Raw genomic sequence first — 19,676 nt, 5'->3', positions numbered from 1 at the left:
CCGCCATGAACATCTCCCACCCCTTCGTCGTCCGCCCGGTCGCCACCTCGCTGCTGATGCTGGCGATCCTGCTGGTGGGGGCGGTGTCCTACCGCTTCCTGCCGCTGTCGGCGCTGCCCGCGGTGGAATACCCGACGATCCAGGTCCAGACCTTCTTCCCCGGCGCCAGCCCGGAGGTGATGACCTCCTCCGTCACCGCCCCGCTGGAGCGCCAGCTCGGCCAGATGCCGGGGCTGGTGCAGATGTCCTCGGTCAGCGCCGCCGGGGCGTCGGTCATCACGCTCCAGTTCGGGCTGGACCTCAGCATCGACATCGCGGAGCAGGAGGTGCAGGCGGCCATCAACGCCGCCGGGAACCTGCTGCCCTCCGACCTGCCGGCCCCGCCGATCTACGCCAAGGTCAACCCGGCGGACGCGCCCATCCTGACGCTGGCCCTGACCTCGAAAACGCTGCCGCTGACCCAGGTGCAGGATTTGGCGGACAGCCGCTTCGCCCAGAAGCTGTCGCAGCTTCCCGGCGTCGGTCTGGTCAGCCTCAGCGGCGGGCACCGGCCCGCGGTGCGCATCCGCGCCAACGTCCAGGCGCTGGCCGCCTACGGGCTGAACATCGACGACCTGCGCAGCACCATCAACACCGCCAACGTCAATTCGCCCAAGGGCACCATCGACGGGCCGACCCGCAACTACACCATCAACGCCAACGACCAGCTCCGCCGGGCGGAGGAGTACAGGAATCTGGTGGTGGCCTACCGCAGCGGCGCCCCGGTCCGCCTGTCCGACGTGGCGGAGGTGGTGGACAGCGCGGAGAACACCCGGCTGGGCGCCTGGATGAACGACACGCCCGCCATCCTCCTGAACATCCAGCGCCAGCCCGGCGCCAACGTGATCGAGGTGGTGGACCGGGTGAAGGCGATGCTGCCCAACCTGACCGCCGCCCTGCCGGGCTCCGTGGACGTCGCCGTGCTGACCGACCGCACCGTCACCATCCGTGCCTCCGTCGAGGACGTGCAGATGGAGATGATGGTCGCCATGGGGCTGGTGGTGCTGGTGATCTTCCTGTTCCTGCGCAACATCCCGGCGACGATCATCCCCAGTTTGTCGGTTCCGCTGTCGCTGGTCGGCACCTTCGCGGTGATGTATCTGGCGGGCTTCAGCCTGAACAATCTGTCGCTGATGGCGCTGACCGTCGCGACCGGCTTCGTCGTGGACGACGCCATCGTGATGATCGAGAACATCGCCCGCCATGTCGAGCGCGGCGAATCTCCGCTCCAGGCCGCGCTGAAGGGGTCGAAGCAGATCGGCTTCACCATCGTGTCGCTGACCGTCTCGCTGATCGCGGTGCTGATCCCGCTGCTGTTCATGGGCGACGTGGTGGGGCGGCTGTTCCGCGAGTTCGCCATCACGCTGGCCGTCACCATCCTGATTTCCGCCGTCGTCTCGCTGACGCTGGTGCCGATGCTCTGCGCCAAGCTGCTGCGCCACCGCGAGCCGAAGGAGATGTCCGCCGTCGCCCGCCGCAGCGAGGCGTGGTTCGACGCGGTGATCGCCGGCTATGGCCGCACGCTGCGCTGGGTGCTGGACCGCCAGGGGGCGACGCTTGCGGTGGCGGTGGCGACGCTGCTCCTGACCGGCGTTCTCTACGCCGCCATCCCCAAGGGCTTCTTCCCGGCGCAGGACACCGGCCTGATCCAAGGCGTGACGGAGGCCACCCAGTCCGTTTCCTACGCCGCCATGGCGGAGCGGCAACGGGCGCTGGCGGTGGAGGTGCTGAAGGACCCCGACGTGGTCAGCCTGTCCTCCTTCATCGGGGTGGACGGCACCAACACCACCATGAACAGCGGGCGCTTCCTCATCAACCTGAAGCCGAAGGAGGAGCGGACGGACCATGTGGCCGACATCATCCGCCGCATCCGCCACAACACCGCCCAGGTCCCCGGAATCGAGCTGTTCATGCAGCCGGTGCAGGATCTGACCATCGACGCCACGGTCAGCCGCACCCAGTACCAGTTCGTCCTTGAGGACGCGAACCCCGACGAGCTGCGCCTCTGGGCGCCGAAGCTGCTGGACCGGCTGGCCGCGCTGCCGGAGATCAGCGACGTCACCAGCAACCTTCAGGAAAAGGGCCTTTCGGCCTCCATCACCATCGACCGCGACACCGCGGCGCGCTACGGCGTCACCACGGCGGCCATCGACAACGCGCTGTACGACGCCTTCGGCCAGCGCATCGTCTCCACCATCTTCACCCAGGCCAACCAGTTCCGCGTGATCCTGGAGGCCGACCCGGACCGGATGACGGTGGACCAGCTCCTCACCTCCATCCACCTGCCCTCGGCGGGCGGCGGGCAGGTGCCGCTGGCCGCCTTCGCGCGGATGGAGGTGCGCAACGCGCCGCTCCAGATCAACCATTTCGGGCAGTTCCCGGCGGTCACCGTCTCCTTCAACCTGGCGCCGGGGGTGTCGCTGGGCGCCGCGGTCGAGGCCATCCAGGCGGCTGAGCATGAACTCGGCCTGCCGGCCAGCGTGCTGACCCGCTTCCAGGGCGCCGCTCTGGCCTTCCAGGCGTCGCTGGGCAACCAGCTCCTGCTGATCCTGGCGGCCATCGTCACGATGTACATCGTGCTGGGTGTCCTCTACGAGAGCTACATCCACCCCATCACGATCCTGTCCACGCTGCCGTCGGCGGGCGTGGGGGCGCTGATCGCGCTGATGATGGCCGGGCACGACCTGGACATCATCGCCATCATCGGCATCATCCTGCTGATCGGCATCGTGAAGAAGAACGCGATCATGATGATCGACTTCGCGCTGGACGCCGAGCGGGAGGAGGGCAAATCCCCGCGCGAGGCCATCTATCAGGCCTGCCTGCTGCGCTTCCGCCCGATCCTGATGACCACCATGGCGGCGCTGCTGGGCGCACTGCCGCTGATGCTCGGCACCGGCACGGGGTCGGAGCTGCGCCAGCCGATGGGCGTGTCCATCGTCGGCGGGCTGATCCTCAGCCAGCTTCTCACCCTCTACACCACGCCGGTGATCTATCTGGCCTTCGACCGGCTGGCCGCGCGCCTGCGCGGGCGCCCTGATCGGCTGACGGAAGGAACCGCGCCATGAGCTGGGCGGCGAACCTGTCGGCGCCCTTCATCCGGCGGCCCGTCGCCACCACCCTGCTGACCCTGGGGCTGGCGCTGGCCGGGGCGCTGGGCTTCCTCGGGCTGCCGGTGTCGCCGCTGCCGCAGGTGGATTTCCCGACCATCTCGGTCAGCGCCTCCATGCCCGGCGCCAGCCCGGAAACCATGGCGGCCAGCGTCGCCACGCCGCTGGAGCGGCATCTGGCGCAGATCGCCGACGTGACGGAGATGACCTCCTCCAGTTCCGCCGGATCGACGCGCATCACGCTCCAGTTCGGGCTGGGCCGCGACATCGACGCCGCCGGGCGGGAGGTGCAGGCGGCCATCAACGCCGCCCGCGCCGATCTGCCGTCCAGCCTGAGGAGCAACCCGACCTACCGCAAGGTCAACCCCGCCGACGCGCCGGTCCTGATCCTGACCATGACCTCGGCCACGCTCAGCCAGGGCCAGCTTTACGATTCCGCGGCGACGGTGCTCCAGCAGAAGCTCTCGCAGGTGGAGGGGATCGGGCAGGTCAGCATCGGCGGCAGCTCGCTGCCCGCCGTGCGCATCGAGCTGAACCCGCGCGCCCTGTTCCAGTACGGCGTCGGGCTGGAGGACGTGCGGGCGGCCATCGCGTCGGCCAACGCCAACGCGCCCAAGGGCGCCGTCGAGGATGGGGAGCTGCGCTTCCAGATATACACCAACGATCAGGCCCGCAAGGCGGAGGAATACCGGTCCCTCGTCATCGCCTACCGCAACGGGGCGGCGGTCCGCCTGTCCGATGTGGCCGAGGTGTCGGACAGCGTGGAGGATCTGCGCAACGCCGGGATCACCAACGGCAAGCCCTCCGTCCTGCTGATGCTGAACCGCCAGCCGGGGGCCAACATCATCGAGACGGTGGACCGGGTGAAGGCCATGCTGCCGGAGCTTCGGGCCTCGATCCCCGCCGACATCGACCTGTCCGTCTCCAGCGACCGCACCACGACCATCCGCGCCTCGCTGGCGGAGGTGGAGCACACGCTGGTCATCGCCGTAGGGCTGGTGGTGATGGTGGTGTTCCTGTTCCTGCGCAACGCGCGGGCGGCGCTGATCCCCAGCGTGGTGGTGCCGGTGTCGCTGGTCGGCACTTTCGGCGCCATGTATCTGCTGGGCTACAGCCTGAACAACCTGTCGCTGATGGCGCTGACCATCGCCACCGGCTTCGTGGTGGACGACGCCATCGTGGTGCTGGAGAACATCGCCCGCCACATCGAGAACGGCATGTCCCGCACCCAGGCCGCCCTGCGCGGTGCGCGGGAGGTCGGCTTCACCGTCCTGTCGATGAGCGTGTCGCTGGTCGCCGTCTTCATCCCGATCCTGCTGATGGGCGGCATCATGGGGCGGCTGTTCCGGGAATTCGCCCTGACGCTGTCCATCGCCATCCTGGTCTCGATGATCGTCAGCCTGACGACCACGCCGATGATGTGCGCCATCCTGCTGCGCGAGCCGCGCAAGGCCAGGGAGCCGGGCCGCGTCGTCGGCGCGCTGCGCCGTTTCGGCGCCTGGATCGGCGGGGGGACGCTGCGCCTCTACGACCGGACGCTGACGGCGGCGCTCGACAACAGCCTGCTGACCATGGTGGTCTTCGCCGCGACCGTGGCGCTCAGCGTCCATCTCTTCACGATCATCCCCAAGGGCTTCTTCCCGCAGCAGGACACGGGCCGGCTGATCGGCTTCGTCGTGGCGGACCAGAGCACCTCCTTCGCCCTGATGAAGGAGAAGCTGGAGCGCTTCGTGGCGCTGGTCCAGGCCGACCCGGCGGTGGACACGGTGGTGGGCTACACCGGCGGGGGGCGGACCAACAGCGGCTTCATGTCCGTCTCGCTGAAGCCGCTGGCCGGGCGCGACGTGACCGCGGACGAGGTGGTCGCCCGCCTGCGAGGCCAGCTCACCCAGGTGCCCGGCGCCAACCTGTACCTGTCGGTCATGCAGGATTTGCGGGCGGGCGCCCGGCAGGCAAACGCCAATTACCAGTTCACCCTTCAGGGCGACACGCTGGACGAGTTGCAAACCTGGGCGCCCCGCCTGACCCAGGCGCTTCAGCAGGTGCCGGAACTGACGGAGGTGAACTCCGATCAGCAGCAGCGCGGGTTGGCGCTGGAGGTGACGGTGGACCGTGACGCCGCGGCGCGTCTCGGCCTGTCCTTCAGCCAGATCAACAACACGCTGTACGACGCCTTCGGCCAGCGCTCCGTCTCGACCATCTTCAACCCGCTGAACCAGTACCGCGTCATCATGGAGGTCGCCCCCCAGTACCGCGAGGACCCGGAGATGATGAAGGACATCCTCATCAGCACGTCGGGCGGCGCGGTCAGCGGGACGCAGGCGACCAGCGCCATCGCCGGGGCCTCTATCACCGGGGGGGGCACCGCCGACACGGAAGCCGCGCGCAACCAGCGCATCAACCAGATCGCCGCCACCGGGCGGACCGCCGCCTCCACCGGATCGGCGCTCAGCACGGGGGTCGAGACCATGATCCCGCTGTCGGCCTTCGCCCGCGTCTCGCTGGAGAACACGCCGCTGTCGGTGAACCACCAGGGGCCGTTCGTCGCCACGACCATCTCCTTCAACCTCGCCCCCGGCGTGTCGCTGGGGGAGGGGCTGGCCGTCATCCGCCACACCATGGACAAGATCGGCGTGCCGACCACCATCCAGGGCAGCTTCCAGGGCACCGCCCGCGTGTTCCAGCAGTCGATCGGCGACCAGCCGGTGCTGATCCTGGCGGCGCTGCTGGCCGTCTACATCGTCCTGGGCGTGCTGTACGAAAGCTACATCCACCCGCTGACGATCCTGTCCACCCTGCCGTCCGCCGGGGTGGGGGCGCTGGTCGCGCTGATGGCGCTGAACAAGGAGCTGAGCGTCATCGCGCTGATCGGGGTGATCCTGCTGATCGGCATCGTCAAGAAGAACGCGATCATGATGATCGACGTGGCCCTGGAGCTGGAGCGGACCGAGGGGCTTGACCCGCGCACGGCGATCCACCGCGCCTGCCTGCTGCGCTTCCGTCCGATCATGATGACCACCGTCGCCGCCCTGCTGGGCGCGCTGCCGCTGGCGCTGGGCTCCGGCGACGGGGCGGAATTGCGCCAGCCGCTGGGCATCACCATCGTCGGCGGCTTGGTCGTCAGCCAGATGTTGACGCTTTACACGACCCCGGTCACCTACCTGTACCTCGACCGCTTCCGGCTGTGGTGCCGGCGGCTGTGGCGGCGGCCCCGCGCGGGAGTTGCGGCATGATGGATAAGTTCACCCATCGTAGCCCTCTCCCCTTTGGGGAAAGGGATTTTCTGAGGCAATGGTTCTGGCTCGACGCACGAATGGACCTGACATGACGACGACGTTCGGGCGGCGCGCCCGTCTTCTGGGCACGGCGCTCGGCACCCTCACCCTGCTGTCGGCCTGCGCGGTGGGGCCGGATTACGAGCGGCCCGCCGCCCCCGTGCCCCCGGCCTACAAGCAGGGCGGAGTCACCCCGGTGGCCTTCGCTCCCGCCGTTCCGCGGGAGGACGGTTGGCGCCCCGCGGCACCGGGGCAGGCGGCGGCCGGACCCTGGTGGACCGTCTTCCGCGACCCGGTGCTGGACGGGCTGATGCAGCGGGTGGAGGTGGACAATCAAAGCCTGAAGGTGGCGGAGGCCGCCTACCGGCAGGCCAAGGCGCTGTCGGATCAGGCCCGCTCCGCCTTCTTCCCCATCCTGTCGGTCAGCGGCGGGGCCGACCGGGCGGGGACCGTGGGGTCGGGCAACCGCGGCGCCTCCGGCACCGCCGGCAGCCGGAGCGGAACCCCGGTGACCACCTACGACGCCGGGCTGGGGGCGAGCTGGGCGCCGGACCTGTGGGGCCGCATCCGCCGCTCGGTGGAAAGCAACGACGCCAACCTCCAGGCCAGCGCCGCCGACCTCGCCGCCGCCCGCCTGTCGGCGCAGGCGCAGTTGGCCACCGCCTATGTCCAGCTCCGCGTGGCGGACGAGCGCAAGGCGCTGCTGGAGCGGGCCATCGCCGCCTACCGCCAGTCGCTGGAGATCGCCCGCAACCGCCACGCCGTGGGCACGGCGACGCTGGCCGACGTTTTCACGGCGGAGACGCAGGTCCGCTCCACCGAATCGCAACTCGTGGCGCTGGGGGTGCAGCGCGCCCAGTTCGAGCACGCCATGGCGGTGCTGGTCGGGCAGACGCCCGCCGCCTTCGCGCTGGCCCCGGCGCCGCTGACCGCCACGGTCCCGGAGATCCCGCCCGGCGTTCCCTCCGCCCTGCTGGAGCGGCGGCCGGACATCGCGGCGGCGGAGCGGCAGATGGCCCAGGCCAACGCCCAGATCGGCATCGCGGAATCGGCCTGGTACCCGGACGTGGTGCTGTCCGGCTCCCTCACCAACAGCGCGACGATCCTGCCGCGTCTGTTCCAGGCGCCCACGGCGATCTGGGCGGTGGGGGCGCAGGTCGCCCAGACCTTGTTCGACGGCGGCACGCGGACGGCCGAGGTGGAGCTGCGCCGCGCCGCCTTCGACCAGAGCGTGGCGCAGTACCGCCAGACCGTGCTGACCGCCTTCCAGGAGGTCGAGGACCAGCTTGCCGCCCAGCGCATCCTGGCACGGCAGGCCGCCGTCCAGGACGACGCCGTGCGGCTGGCGCGGGAGGCGGAACGGCTGACCCTGAACCAGTACCGGGCCGGCACGCTGCCCTACAGCAGCGTCCTGACCTCCCAGACCGCCGCCCTGTCGGACGAGGAAAGCGCCCTGTCGGTCCGGCAGAGCCGTCTGCTGGCCGCCGTGGCGCTTCTCCAGGCGTTGGGCGGCTCGCCGAAATTTTAATCCGGGGAAAGACCGGACTACCCCTTTGGACTCCGCATCGGACGGGGTAAGGGGGTGGTCCGGCCAGTCCTTTGAAAAAATGGATAAAATCCATACGTTTGCCGAAGGCGGGGGCGCCGCCGGGGCCATCCCGCTGGACGGGCTAGCCCGCAATTTCAGTAACGGCGTCGGGAACTTGCGATTTATCTGAGTCCCGTGCGTTCAACCCCCAAGAAGAGCAGGCGCAGCATGATCCTCGATGCTCGCTCGGTGTCCACGGGCACCAACCTCGACGCCGACCTCTGCATCGTGGGCGCCGGCGCCGCCGGGCTTGCCATAGCCCGTGCGCTGGCCGGTTCCCCCTGGAAGATCGTCCTTCTGGAAAGCGGCGGGCTCGATCCCGACGGCCACACCCAGTCGCTCTACGCCGGGGAGAATCTCGGCCTTCCCTACGAGCGCCTCGCCACCGCGCGCAGCCGCTATTTCGGCGGCAGCACCAACTGCTGGGGCGGTTTCTGCCGGCCCTTCGAACCGATCGACATGGAGGCGCGGCCCTGGGTGCCGAACAGCGGCTGGCCCTTCGGGCCGGAGGTGCTGGCCCCCTATCACGCCCGCGCCCACACCCACCTGAACCTGCCGTCGCGCATCTACGACAACGCCCATTGGGAAAAGACGCTGGCCCCGGAGGGCATTGGATTCCTGCCGGTTGAGGGGGGTGCCCTGGAAAACCGCGTCGCCCAGATCAGCGACCAGCCGCGCGTCGGCGTCACCTCCGTGGACGAGATCGTCCAGGCCGCCAACGTCGCCTGCTATCTGAACGCCAACGTCACCGAGTTCCAGACCAACGACACCGCCACGGTGGTGGAGCGGGTGCGCTGCGCCGCCCTGAACGGCGCCCGCTTCACGGTCAGCGCGCGGCAGTTCGTGCTGTGCTGCGGCGGCATCGAGAACGCCCGCCTGCTGCTGCTGTCCAACCGGGTGCAGAGCGCTGGGCTGGGCAACGGCCACGATCTGGTCGGGCGCTATTTCACCGACCACCCGCGCATCAAGGCGAGCAGCGTCCGCCTGACCGATCAGGCGCGCCACCGCCGCCTGTACGACATGACGCTCACCTTGTCGCGGCGCCGGCTGAACGCCAAGCATCTGCCCATCGCCGCTTCCCTGTCGCCGACGGAGGAGGTGCAGCGCCGGCTGGGGCTGCTGAACTCCCGCAGCTATCTGGTGGCGCAGTACCATGGCGAGGCGACCGCCGGGGTGCGGGCTCTGCACGACCTGCGCATGATGATGTCCGACCGGCGGAAGTTCGGCCACGCCGAGGGCGACCTGCGCGCCCTGCTGCGCGAGGCGGTGCCGCAGATCGCGCTGAACCTGCCGAACCTCGCCTACGCCCTGTTCGACAATGTGGTGAACCCGGCCTGGGTGACGCGCAGTTTCCTTCTGGAGACCATCGTGGAGCCGGTGCCCAACCCGGACAGCCGCGTGACCCTGGCCGCGGAGCGCGACGCGCTGGGCCTCAACCGGGCGGACACCATCTGGCGGCTGACCGCGCAGGACCGCGACAATTTCCTGCGCACCCACGAACTGGTGCGGACGGAGCTGACCCGCCACGGTCTCGTCACCGTGACGGAACCCGACCCGCAGGAGGCCGCCGAGCGCGCCTGGGCGGAGCGCATCTCCTGGTGCTGGCACCATATGGGCACCACCCGCATGCACGAGGACCCCAGGCAGGGCGTGGTGGACGCGCGCTGCAAGGTGCACGGGGTCCACAACCTCTACATCGGCGGCAGCTCCGTCTTCCCCAGCATGGGCTGCGACCACCCGACCATCAACCTCGTGGCCCTGGCCTTCCGCCTGGCCGAGGACGTGTCGGCCCGCCTGCAGCATGACCGGGCCGTCACCGTGGAGGACCAGCAGGCGGCGTGAGAGACGCAGGACGGGCGGCGTGGTGACGAGAGCCACGCCGCGCCGCCCGGACCCTCATCTCATCCCGGCGTGCCGTTCCACGTACAGCAGCAGGGCTGGGTAGTAGTGTTTCTGTGAAGCCGTCAGTTCCCGGCAGTAACGGTGGGCTGTGCCGTTGGAAAGCCAAGCATCAAGCTCGCCGCTTTCGCGTTTCCGGGCGATAACGCGGTCGATCTTGTCCATGATCTTGTGGATCACGTCCGTTCCTTTTCCCGTTTTGGTGTGTCGTTGAGGAGATGAGCGCCGCATCGGCGGCACCGTCGATTTCCCGTTCAATATGGACGACGGGACGGCGGTGAGCTGCGCATTGTCGACATGCCTGCATACTGCATTGCACAAAACAGCGTTCGGGCCGTCGAGCCCCCGCGCGGGTCTGCCCTTCGCAGGCGTTCGTTGACCGGCCTCCCGGTGCCGCCCCATTGTGCAGGCGGAAAAAAGAAGCACCAGGGGAGGATCGGCGGCGAGAGCGGCGGCAGGCCGCGACGCCGCCCCAGCCATCGTCATGACCGCCATCGCCATCACCGAACGCCGCGCGGAGCTGGACGGCGCCGCCACCGCCACGCTCCTGCTGCTCTGCCTGCTCTGGGGCTTGCAGCAGGTCGCCATCAAGGTCGCCATGACCGGATTTTCCCCGGTGCTCCAGGGCGGGCTGCGCTCGCTGGGGGCGCTGGCGCTGCTGTGGGGCTGGGCGGCGCTGCGCGGCGTGCGCCTGTTCGAGCGGGACGGAACGCTCGGGCTGGGGCTGCTGGCCGGGCTGCTGTTCGCCGGGGAGTTCCTGCTGGTCTATGCCGGACTGTCCTACACCACGGTGTCGCGCAGCATCCTGTTCCTCTACACGGCCCCCTTCCTGGTGTCGGTCGGGGCGCATCTGCTGCTTCCGGGGGAGCGGATGCGCGGCGTCCAGGCCGCCGGGCTGGCCTGTGCCTTCGTCGGGGTGGCGGTCGCCTTTGCCGACGGGCTGCGCCTGCCGACGAACCGGGAGATGGTCGGCGACCTGATGGTGCTGGCCGCTGCGGTCCTGTGGGCGGCCACCACCCTGGTCATCAAGGGCAGCCGGCTGGTCCGGGCCAGCTCGACCAAGGTGCTGTTCTATCAGCTTGCCGTGTCCGGGGCGGCGCTGCCGGCGGCCTCGCTGCTGATGGGGGAGGCGGGGGTGACCGCGCCCGGCCCGCTGGCTCTGGCCTGCCTCGCCTTCCAGATCGTGGTGGTGGCCTTCGCCTCCTACCTCGCCTGGTTCTGGCTGGTCGCCCGCTATCCGGCGGCCCGGCTGTCGGCCTTCACCTTCCTGACGCCGCTGTTCGGCGTGCTGTCCGGCGCCCTGCTGCTGGGGGAGCGGGTCAGCGCAAGCCTCGCCGCGGCGATGCTGCTGGTCTGCGCCGGAATCTGGCTGGTCAACCGGCGCGCACCCGCCGCGGCGGCTTGAGGACGGGAGCACCGGGACGGCACCCTGCTGAACGGCCGGGTGGACGCGGGGCCGGGGCGGTCCCATATGCGGCTGTCCGGATCGACGATTTGGCAAGGGTTGGGCAATGAGCGGCGATGTGAAGAACAACGCGGCCAGAAACCGCTACGAACTGACCGTGGGCGACGCCACCGCGGTGGTGGAGTACGAAAAGCGCGACGGAACGATCGTCTTCACCCACACGGAGGTTCCGGAAAGCATGGCCGGGCAGGGCATCGGCTCCGCCTTGGCGCGCGGCGCGCTGGAGGACGCGCGTTCCAGCGGGCGGAAGGTTGTGCCGCTCTGCCCCTTCGTGGCCAAATACATCCAGCGCCACCCGGAGTACCAGGATCTCGTCGCGGAGGAGGGCGGAACATCGGCATGAGGCGATCACCGTGAAGCTGACTCCGCTGGCCGCCGGCCTGCTGTGCCTGCTGCCGGCGGCGGGCCGCGGCGCGACGCTGGAGCTGGATTTCGCCGCCTACGGCGGCGGCGTCTCGCTGGCGCGCGGCAGCGTCGTGCTGACGGAGGAGGCGGAGGGCACGGCCAGCCGCTACCGTGCGGAGCTGGAGGCGGAGGCGGTGCCCTGGCTCGGCCTCTTCACCAACTTCCGCTACCGGGCCGAGGCCGCCGGACGGTTGGAGGCGGGCGCCGCCCAGCCGGACCGTTTCCGCGGCGAGCGCCGGCTGCGCCGCAAGCTGGACGTCATGGCCCTGTCCTACGGCCCCGATGGGGTGGAGGTCACGGCCGACCCGCCGATCAGCCCCGACAAGGCGGCGCGGGTCCCGCCGGACAGCCGCCGCGGCAGCATCGACCCCCTGAGCGCCGGGGCGGCGGTGATCCTGACCGCCAGCCGGGCGGGCGGCTGCGGCGGACGCTATCCCGTCTATGACGGGCGCCGCCGCTACGACATCGTCATGACGCCGCAGGGCAAGGGGGAGCTGCCGTCGTCGCGCTACCGCATCGCCACGGGCACGGCGGAGGTCTGCGCGGTCACCATCCGCCCGGTGGCGGGCTTCCAGGGCGACCGCGATCCCGATCGCTTCTTCGCCGAAGGGGTGGAGCGCAAGGCGACCGTCTGGTTCGCCCGCGCGCCGGAGAGCGGGCGCGTCGTTCCCGTGACGGTGGAGGTGCCGACCGACGCGATGTCGGTGCTGGTTCACACGGTGGGGGTCAAGGCCGGCTCGTGAAGGCCGGCTCGTGAAGGCGGGCCATGGGGGCGGTCAGGCGCTCTTCACCTCCGGGCTCCTCACCTCCGGAGGGGCCTCCGCCACGGCACCGCCCAGCGCCTTGCGGACCGCACGGGCGAGGTCGCGGTCGCGGTAGGGCTTGATGAGGAACTCCGCGCCCGGACCTTCGTCGGTCAGGCCGCCCGCCACCCCATGGGCGTAACCGGAGGCGTAGAGCGTCTTCAGGGCGGGATGGCGCCGCTGCGCCTCCCGCGCCAGCTCCAGCCCGTTCATGCCGCCAGGCATCACCACGTCGGTGAACAGCAGGTCCACCCGCGGCTCTCCGGCCAGCACGGCCAGCGCCTCCGGCCCGTTCTCCGCCTGGACTACGGTGTAGCCGAGGTCCTGAAGGATCAGCACGGCGACATGGCGCACGTCGCGGTCGTCGTCCACCACCAGAACCACCTCGCCCTGGCCGGGCGGCGGACCGGCCTCCGCGGTGTCCTCCGGGGGCGTCGCCTTGCGCAGCGCCTCCGGCGCGCAGGGGAGGTAGAGATGGAAGGAGGTGCCGCGTCCCGGTTCGCTCTCCACCCGGATCAGGCCGCCCGACTGCTTCACGAACCCATGGATCATGCTGAGCCCCAGGCCGGTGCCCTTGCCGATCTCCTTGGTGGTGAAGAAGGGTTCGAAGGCGCGGGCGAGGATCTCCGGCGGCATGCCGCAGCCGGTGTCGGCCACGGTCATCCGCACATACTGTCCGGGGCGCAGTTCCGTGCCGGCCTCTTCGGCCTCCGCCATCGCCGTGGCGATGGTCAGCCGCCCGCCCGCCGGCATGGCGTCGCGTGCGTTGATGACGAGGTTCAGAAGAGCCGATTCCGCCTGCGTCCGGTCCACCAGCGCCGGGCACAGGGACGGCGCGCTGTCGATCTCGACGGCGATCGCGGAGCCGAGCGTGCGCTCCATCAGCTCGCCCATGTTGCGGACCAGCGCGTCCATGTCCACGCTTTCGGGGTGGAGCTGCTGGCGCCGCGCGAAGGCGAGCAGCCGCCGCGTCAGGTCGGAGCAGCGCAGCGACGCCTGAAGGGCCATCTCCACCCGCCGGGCCGCCTTGGGGTCGTCGATGGCCATGCGGCCCAGCCGTTCCAGGCTGCCGATGACCACAGTCAGCATGTTGTTGAAGTCGTGGGCGATGCCGCCGGTCAACTGGCCGATGGTCTCCATCTTCTGCACATGGGCGAGCTGCTGCTGAAGCTCCCGCGTGTCGGTGACGTCCAGGATGGTGCCGCAGAGTTCCGGCGGGGCGCCGTCCTCTCCCCGCAACAGCATGGCCTGCTCCAGAAGCGTGCGGTACTGCCCGTCGGCGGCGCGCCAGCGGTATTCGACGGTGGACACGCCGCCCTGCCGCATCGCCGCGAACTGGGCGGCGGCGCGGTCGCGGTCCTCCGGATGCAGGCGCGATTCCCAAAAACCGCCGTCGGTCAGGAAGCGCTCGGCGGGGAAGCCGAACAGCGCCTCCACATTCTCCGTGACGTAGCGGAAGGGAGCGCCGCGCTCCGGCCCGGCGGTGTAGAGCAGGATCGGCAGCGAGCGGGCGATCAGCGCCTGCCGCTCCTCCGACCGGCGGAGCGCCTGTTCGGCCTCCATCTTCTCCGTCCGCACCCGGAAATTCTCCGCCAGCAGCCGCTCGCGCAGGACGGCCTGGCGCTTCACCTCCTCCGTCTTGCGGTACAGCTCGACGAAGACGGTGACCTTGCTGCGCAGGATCACCGGGTCCACCGGCTTGAACATGTAGTCCACCGCCCCCGCGGAATAGCCGCGGAAGATGTGCATCTCGTCCTTGTTGATGGCGGTCAGGAACAGGATGGGGATGTGCCGCGACTTGCGGCGGTTGCGGATCAGCTCCGCCGTCTCGTAGCCGTCCATCCCCGGCATGTGGACGTCCATCAGGATCGCCGCGAAGTCCTGGTCGAGCACGCGCTTCAGCGCCTCCTCGCCGGAGCGGGCCAGGATCACCGTGGCGTCGAGGTCGGCCAGTGTCTCCCGCATCGCCAGCAGGTTCCGCGGATCGTCGTCGACGACCAGCACGCGGACCTCCGGCAGGGGCAGGGCGGCGCCCTCGATGTCGGCGAAGCTCGGGGGTTGGGTGTGGGGCATCGGCCTCTCCTCACGCCCGTCCAGGGCCGGCGTCCTGCCGGCGGCCCGCCCAGACCCGCAGCAGGGACAGCAGATGGTCGATGTCCACCGGCTTGGCGAGATAGTCGGTGGCCCCCGCCTCGATGCATTTCTCGCGGTCGCCCTTCATCGCCTTGGCCGTGACGGCGATCACCGGCAGGCCGCGCCCGGCCCCGGTCGCGCGGATCTCCCGGATGGTCTGGTAACCGTCCATCAGCGGCATCATGATGTCCACCAGCGCCACGTCCAGGTCGGGGTGCGCCTTCAGCAGGTCGAGGCCCTCCGGTCCGCTTTCGGCGTGCAGCACCGTCATGTCGTGCGCCTCCAGAACGCTGGCGAGCGAGAAGATGTTGCGGAAGTCGTCGTCCACGATCAGCACCTTGCGCCCCGCCAGCACCGGGTCGCGCTGGCGGATCTGGTCGAGCGCGCTGCGCTTGTCGTCGGGGAGCCGGTCCACCGCCCGGTGCAGGAACAGTGCCGTCTCGTCCAGCAGCGAGTCCGGGGAGCGCACGCTGCGCAGCACCACCGTCTCGGCCAGCCGGCGCAGCCGCGCCTCGTCCTCCGGCGCGATGCCCTCGCTGACATAGGCGACGACCGGCATCCAGGCGGTGGCGTCGCGGGTGCGCAGGCTGTCGATCAGCTCGAAATCGGCGGGCTGGGGAATGGTCAGGTCCAGCACCATGCAGTCGAACCGCTCCCGTGCCAGGACGGCGCGGGCGGCTTCGGCGGAGGTGACGGTGCGTGTTTCGATGTCGTCCCCCCCCTTGTCGGTGTCGATCAGGCCGGCGATGCCGCCGGTTCCCGGATCGGGAACCTTTTCCACGATCAGCAGCCGGCGCTGGTGCCGCTCCACGAAGCCCTTGACCTTGGCGAGGGCGGCGAAGATCGCCTCGCGGTCCGCCGGCTTCTCCGTGTAGTCGAAGGCGCCCATGGCGAGGCCGCGGCGCCGCTCCTCCTTGGCGGAAATGACGTGGACCGGGATGTGGCGGGTGTGCGGGTCGCGCTTCAGCAGGTCGAGCAGCGCCCAGCCGTCGAGATCGGGCAGGCCGATGTCCAGCATCACCGCGTCGGGACGGTATTTGCGCGCCATCGGCATGGCCGGGCTGCCGGCGTGGGACAGAATGGCCTTGAAGCCCTTCTCCCGCGCCAGATCGACCAGGATGGAGGCGAACTTCACGTCGTCCTCCACGATCAGCACCACCGGGTCGCCGGGCCGGATGCGCTCGCGGTCGTCGGCGACGGATTGATTCTGCGGCAGCGCCAGCCCTTCCTCCGGCCCCGGCACCACGATGGGGCGCGTCGGCGTGGCCGCGGCGGGGGTGGCCTTGGGCGCCGGGTCGCCGGGGCGGGCGATGTCGAAGTCCATCGGCACGTAGAGCGTGAAGGTGCTGCCGGCCCCGGATTCGCTCTGCACGCGGATCTCGCCGCCCAGCAGGCGGGCGATCTCCCGGCTGATCGACAGGCCGAGCCCGGTGCCGCCGTATTTGCGGCTGGTGGTGCCATCGGCCTGCTGGAACGCCTCGAAGATGATGCGCTGCTTGTTCTCGGGGATGCCGATGCCGGTGTCGGTGACGGTGAAGGCCAGCACCCCGTCCGCCGCGTTCAGCACGGGGTGGGCGGCGCTCCAGCCCTCGCGGACCGGCTCCATCCGGAAGGTGACGCCGCCGGTTTCGGTGAATTTGAAGGCGTTGGACAGCAGGTTGTTCAGCACCTGCTCCAGCCGCTTCTGGTCGGTCTGGATGGCCGCGGGCAGGGTGGGGGCCATGTCGATGTCGAAGCGCAGCCCCTTCTCCTCGGCCAGTTGGGCGAAGGTGCGCTCCACATGGCCGCGCAGGTCGTCCAGAACCACCGCGCCGATCTCCAGGGTGACCGTGCCGGATTCGATCTTCGACAGGTCCAGGATGTCGTTGATCAGGTTCAGCAGGTCGGACCCGGCGGCGTGGATGGTGCGGGCGAACTCCACCTGCCGGGCGGTCAGGTTGCGGTCGCCGTTGTCGGACAGCAGTTTCGACAGGATCAGCAGGCTGTTCAGCGGGGTGCGCAGCTCGTGGCTCATGTTCGCCAGGAACTGCGACTTGTATTTGGAGGTGAGGGAAAGCTGTTCCGCCTTTTCCTCCAGCGCCTCGTTGGTCTGGCGCAGCTTCTCCTGTTGGGCCATCAGAAGCTCTTCCGACTGGCGGAGGGAGGCGGCCTGCTGCTCCAGCCGCTCGTTGGTGGTCGTCAGCTCCTGCTGCTGGCTCTGCAACTCGGCGGTCAGGCGCTGCGACTGCTTCAGCAGCCCTTCGGTCCGCATGTTGGTGGCGATGGTGTTCAGGACGATGCCGATGCTTTCGGTCAACTGCTCCAGGAAGGAGCGGTGCGTCTCGCTGAAATGGCCGAAGGAGGCCAGTTCCAGCACGGCGTTCACCTCGTTCTCGAACAGGACCGGCAGGACGATGATGTTCAGCGGCGGCGCCTCGCCCAGGCCGGAGCTGATGCGCACGTAATCCCTGGGCACGTTGGTCAGCAGGATCGGCTTCTTCTCGTGGGCGCACTGGCCGACCAGCCCCTGCTTCAGCGCGAAGCGGGTGCCCAGCCCGTTGCGCTCCCTCAGGGCGTAGCTGGCGGCCAGATCGAGGACCGGCTCGTCGCCGTCGCGGGTGGTGACGTAGAAGACGCCGTGCTGGGCGTTCACCAGGGGGGCTATTTCCGACAGGATCATGTTGGAGACGGTGACCAGATCGCGTTCGCCCTGAAGCATGCGGGTGAATTTGGCGATGTTGGTCTTCAGCCAGTCCTGCTCCGCGTTCTTCTGCGTCGTGTCGCGCAGGTTGCGGATCATCTCGTTGATGTTGTCCTTCAGGGCGGCCACCTCGCCCGACGCCTCCACCGCGATGGAGCGGGTGAGGTCGCCCTTGGTCACGGCGGTCGCCACCTCGGCGATGGCGCGGACCTGGGTGGTCAGGTTGGCGGCGAGCTGGTTCACGTTGTCGGTCAGGTCGCCCCAGACGCCGGTGGCGCCGGGCACCTTGGCCTGTCCGCCCAGCTTGCCTTCGATGCCGACCTCGCGCGCCACGTTGGTGACCTGATCGGCGAAGATGGCCAGCGTCTCGATGACGCCGTTGATGGTGTCGGCCAGCGCCGCGATCTCGCCCCGCGCGGCCACGGTCAGCTTGCGCTTCAGGTTGCCCTCGGCGACCGCCGTGACGACCTCCGCGATGCCGCGCACCTGACCGGTCAGGTTGGCGGCCATCATGTTCACGTTGTCGGTGAGATCCTTCCAGGTGCCGGCGACGCCCTTCACCTGGGCCTGCCCGCCGAGCTTGCCTTCGGTGCCGACCTCGCGGGCCACGCGGGTGACCTCGCTGGCGAAGCTGTTGAGCTGGTCCACCATGGTGTTGATGGTGTCCTTCAACTCCAGGATCTCGCCCTTCACGTCCACGGTGATCTTGCGCGACAGGTCGCCGTTGGCGACGGCGGTGGTCACGTCGGCGATGTTGCGCACCTGATTGGTCAGGTTGCCGGTCAGCAGGTTGACGTTGTCGGTGAGGTCCTTCCAAGTGCCGGCGACGCCCTTCACCTGGGCCTGCCCGCCCAGCTTGCCCTCGCTGCCGACCTCGCGCGCCACGCGGGTGACTTCCGACGCGAAGCTGTTGAGCTGGTCCACCATGGTGTTGATGGTGTCCTTCAGCTCCAAAATCTCGCCCCGCACGTCCACGGTGATCTTGCGCGACAGGTCGCCCTTCGCCACGGCGGTGGTGACCTCCGCGATGTTGCGCACCTGGCTGGTCAGGTTGGTCGCCATCGCGTTGACGTTGTCGGTGAGATCCTTCCAGGTGCCGGCGACGCCCTTCACCTGGGCCTGCCCGCCCAGCTTGCCTTCGGTGCCGACCTCGCGTGCCACGCGGGTGACTTCCGAGGCGAAGCTGTTGAGCTGGTCCACCATGGTGTTGATGGTGTCCTTCAGCTCGCGGATCTCGCCCTTCACGTCCACGGTGATCTTGCGCGACAGGTCGCCGTTCGCCACGGCGGTGGTCACGTCGGCAATGTTGCGCACCTGATTGGTCAGGTTTCCGGTCAGCAGGTTGACGTTGTCGGTGAGGTCCTTCCAGGTGCCGGCGACGCCCTTCACCTGGGCCTGCCCGCCCAGCTTGCCCTCGCTGCCGACCTCGCGCGCCACGCGGGTGACCTCGCTGGCGAAGCTGTTGAGCTGGTCCACCATGGTGTTGATGGTGTCCTTCAGCTCGCGGATCTCGCCCTTCACGTCCACGGTGATCTTGCGCGACAGGTCGCCCTTCGCCACGGCGGTGGTCACGTCGGCGATGTTGCGGACCTGGGCCGTCAGGTTGGCGGCCATCAAATTGACGTTGTCGGTGAGATCCTTCCAGGTCCCGGCCACGTCCTTCACCTGGGCTTGCTCGCCCAGCTTGCCTTCGATGCCGACCTCGCGGGCCACGCGGGTCAGCTCCGCCGTCACGGTGACGAGCTGCTCGACCATCCGGTTGACCGTCCGGGCGGTGCGCAGGAATTCGCCCTGGAGCGGGTGCCCGTCGATTTCCAGCGGGATGGATTGGGACAGGTCGCCCTTGGCGACCGCGCCGATGACGCGGGCCATTTCCAGGGTCGGCCGGGTCAGGTCGGCGGCCATGGCGTTGACGCTGTCCACGCAGTCGCCCCAGCGGCCCGACGCCGTGGGCAGGCGGACGCGCTGGGCGATCCGGCCCTCCTTCCCGATGGCGACGCTGGTCCGCCCGATCTCGTCGGCCAGGGTCTCGTTCATCTCCACCACGTCGTTGAAGGCGGCGGCGATCTCGCCGTCCAGCCCGTCCAGGTCCAGCGGCAGGCGCACGGAGAAGTCGCCCTTCCGGAGCTGGCGGAGCGCGCGCAGGAGAAGCTGCGGGGAAAGCCGGTCGTGAGCGTCCGTCATCGTCATGACGCGATGGTCCCTGAGAGAATCCCAACTCTGCGGTTCCGGCGTCCCATGCGCCCGATGGGGGGAACGCCGGCATGGCCGCGCACCGG

At 69.5% G+C, this 19,676-nt stretch carries 10 protein-coding genes; 7 read left to right on the top strand and 3 right to left on the bottom strand.

The genetic code is table 11. The features are described 5' to 3' along the window. The first annotated feature begins 5 nt into the window (after positions 1-5). The 4 genes from QSG27_RS06350 (at position 6) to QSG27_RS06335 (ending at position 9,854) form a co-directional block, all read left to right on the top strand. The gene (locus QSG27_RS06350; protein WP_306704330.1) at positions 6-3,107 is read left to right on the top strand and encodes an MdtB/MuxB family multidrug efflux RND transporter permease subunit; all 3,102 of its coding nucleotides are present in this window, start codon (positions 6-8) and stop codon (positions 3,105-3,107) included. Continuing rightward, positions 3,104-6,382 (top strand): efflux RND transporter permease subunit, encoded by a 3,279-nt coding sequence (locus QSG27_RS06345; protein WP_306704328.1) that lies wholly within the window; start codon positions 3,104-3,106, stop codon positions 6,380-6,382. The genes QSG27_RS06350 and QSG27_RS06345 overlap by 4 nt, the downstream gene beginning before the upstream one ends. 91 nt (positions 6,383-6,473) lie before the next feature. After that, positions 6,474-7,952, top strand: a complete 1,479-nt coding sequence (locus QSG27_RS06340; RefSeq protein ID WP_306704326.1) for an efflux transporter outer membrane subunit — start codon at positions 6,474-6,476, stop codon at positions 7,950-7,952. Between the two features lie 228 nt (positions 7,953-8,180). Next, positions 8,181-9,854: an FAD-dependent oxidoreductase gene (locus QSG27_RS06335; RefSeq protein WP_306704324.1), complete on the top strand. Its 1,674-nt coding sequence runs from the start codon at positions 8,181-8,183 to the stop codon at positions 9,852-9,854. A 54-nt stretch (positions 9,855-9,908) separates the two neighbouring features. Here QSG27_RS06335 and QSG27_RS06330 read toward each other — a convergent pair whose 3' ends face one another. Next, positions 9,909-10,406: a hypothetical protein gene (locus QSG27_RS06330; protein WP_306704322.1), complete on the bottom strand. Its 498-nt coding sequence runs from the start codon at positions 10,404-10,406 to the stop codon at positions 9,909-9,911. On the opposite strand from QSG27_RS06330, the gene QSG27_RS06325 reads away from it, so the two are divergent. The 3 genes from QSG27_RS06325 to QSG27_RS06315 all read left to right on the top strand — a co-directional run bounded on the left by QSG27_RS06325 (position 10,396) and on the right by QSG27_RS06315 (position 12,524). Further along, a complete protein-coding gene (locus QSG27_RS06325) occupies positions 10,396-11,316 on the top strand; it encodes a DMT family transporter (RefSeq protein ID WP_306704320.1) in 921 nt (306 codons plus the stop codon). The two genes, QSG27_RS06330 and QSG27_RS06325, sit on opposite strands and share 11 nt — an antisense overlap. A 106-nt stretch (positions 11,317-11,422) precedes the next feature. Continuing rightward, positions 11,423-11,719, top strand: a complete 297-nt coding sequence (locus QSG27_RS06320) for a GNAT family N-acetyltransferase (RefSeq protein WP_306704318.1) — start codon at positions 11,423-11,425, stop codon at positions 11,717-11,719. Positions 11,720-11,729: 10 nt separating this feature from the next. Then, positions 11,730-12,524 carry a DUF3108 domain-containing protein gene (locus QSG27_RS06315; RefSeq protein ID WP_306704317.1) on the top strand — a complete coding sequence of 265 codons (795 nt, stop codon included), beginning with the start codon at positions 11,730-11,732 and terminating at the stop codon, positions 12,522-12,524. Between the two features lie 33 nt (positions 12,525-12,557). On the opposite strand, the gene QSG27_RS06310 is transcribed toward QSG27_RS06315, so the two are convergent. Next, a complete protein-coding gene (locus tag QSG27_RS06310; RefSeq protein WP_306704315.1) occupies positions 12,558-14,657 on the bottom strand; it encodes a response regulator in 2,100 nt (699 codons plus the stop codon). A gap of 10 nt (positions 14,658-14,667) precedes the next feature. Continuing rightward, a complete protein-coding gene (locus QSG27_RS06305) occupies positions 14,668-19,587 on the bottom strand; it encodes a HAMP domain-containing protein (protein ID WP_306704313.1) in 4,920 nt (1,639 codons plus the stop codon). Between the last annotated feature and the right edge of the window lie 89 nt (positions 19,588-19,676).

Origin of the sequence: Azospirillum isscasi, from assembly GCF_030849505.1 — a bacterium.
GTDB lineage: Bacteria > Pseudomonadota > Alphaproteobacteria > Azospirillales > Azospirillaceae > Azospirillum > Azospirillum isscasi.
The sequence above is the reverse complement of the archived record's forward strand: the minus strand, read 5'-3'. Positions and strand labels throughout refer to the sequence as shown.

Bases quoted from the DNA above. Each gene is read 5' to 3' on its own strand.
- QSG27_RS06340 (WP_306704326.1), top strand. From the start codon at position 6,474: ATGACGACGACGTTCGGGCGGCGCGCCCGTCTTCTGGGCACGGCGCTC.
- QSG27_RS06350 (WP_306704330.1), top strand. From the start codon at position 6: ATGAACATCTCCCACCCCTTCGTCGTCCGCCCGGTCGCCACCTCGCTG.
- QSG27_RS06325 (WP_306704320.1), top strand. From the start codon at position 10,396: ATGACCGCCATCGCCATCACCGAACGCCGCGCGGAGCTGGACGGCGCC.
- QSG27_RS06320 (WP_306704318.1), top strand. From the start codon at position 11,423: ATGAGCGGCGATGTGAAGAACAACGCGGCCAGAAACCGCTACGAACTG.
- QSG27_RS06330 (WP_306704322.1), bottom strand. From the start codon at position 10,406: ATGGCGGTCATGACGATGGCTGGGGCGGCGTCGCGGCCTGCCGCCGCT.
- QSG27_RS06305 (WP_306704313.1), bottom strand. From the start codon at position 19,587: ATGACGATGACGGACGCTCACGACCGGCTTTCCCCGCAGCTTCTCCTG.
- QSG27_RS06335 (WP_306704324.1), top strand. From the start codon at position 8,181: ATGATCCTCGATGCTCGCTCGGTGTCCACGGGCACCAACCTCGACGCC.
- QSG27_RS06345 (WP_306704328.1), top strand. From the start codon at position 3,104: ATGAGCTGGGCGGCGAACCTGTCGGCGCCCTTCATCCGGCGGCCCGTC.
- QSG27_RS06310 (WP_306704315.1), bottom strand. From the start codon at position 14,657: ATGCCCCACACCCAACCCCCGAGCTTCGCCGACATCGAGGGCGCCGCC.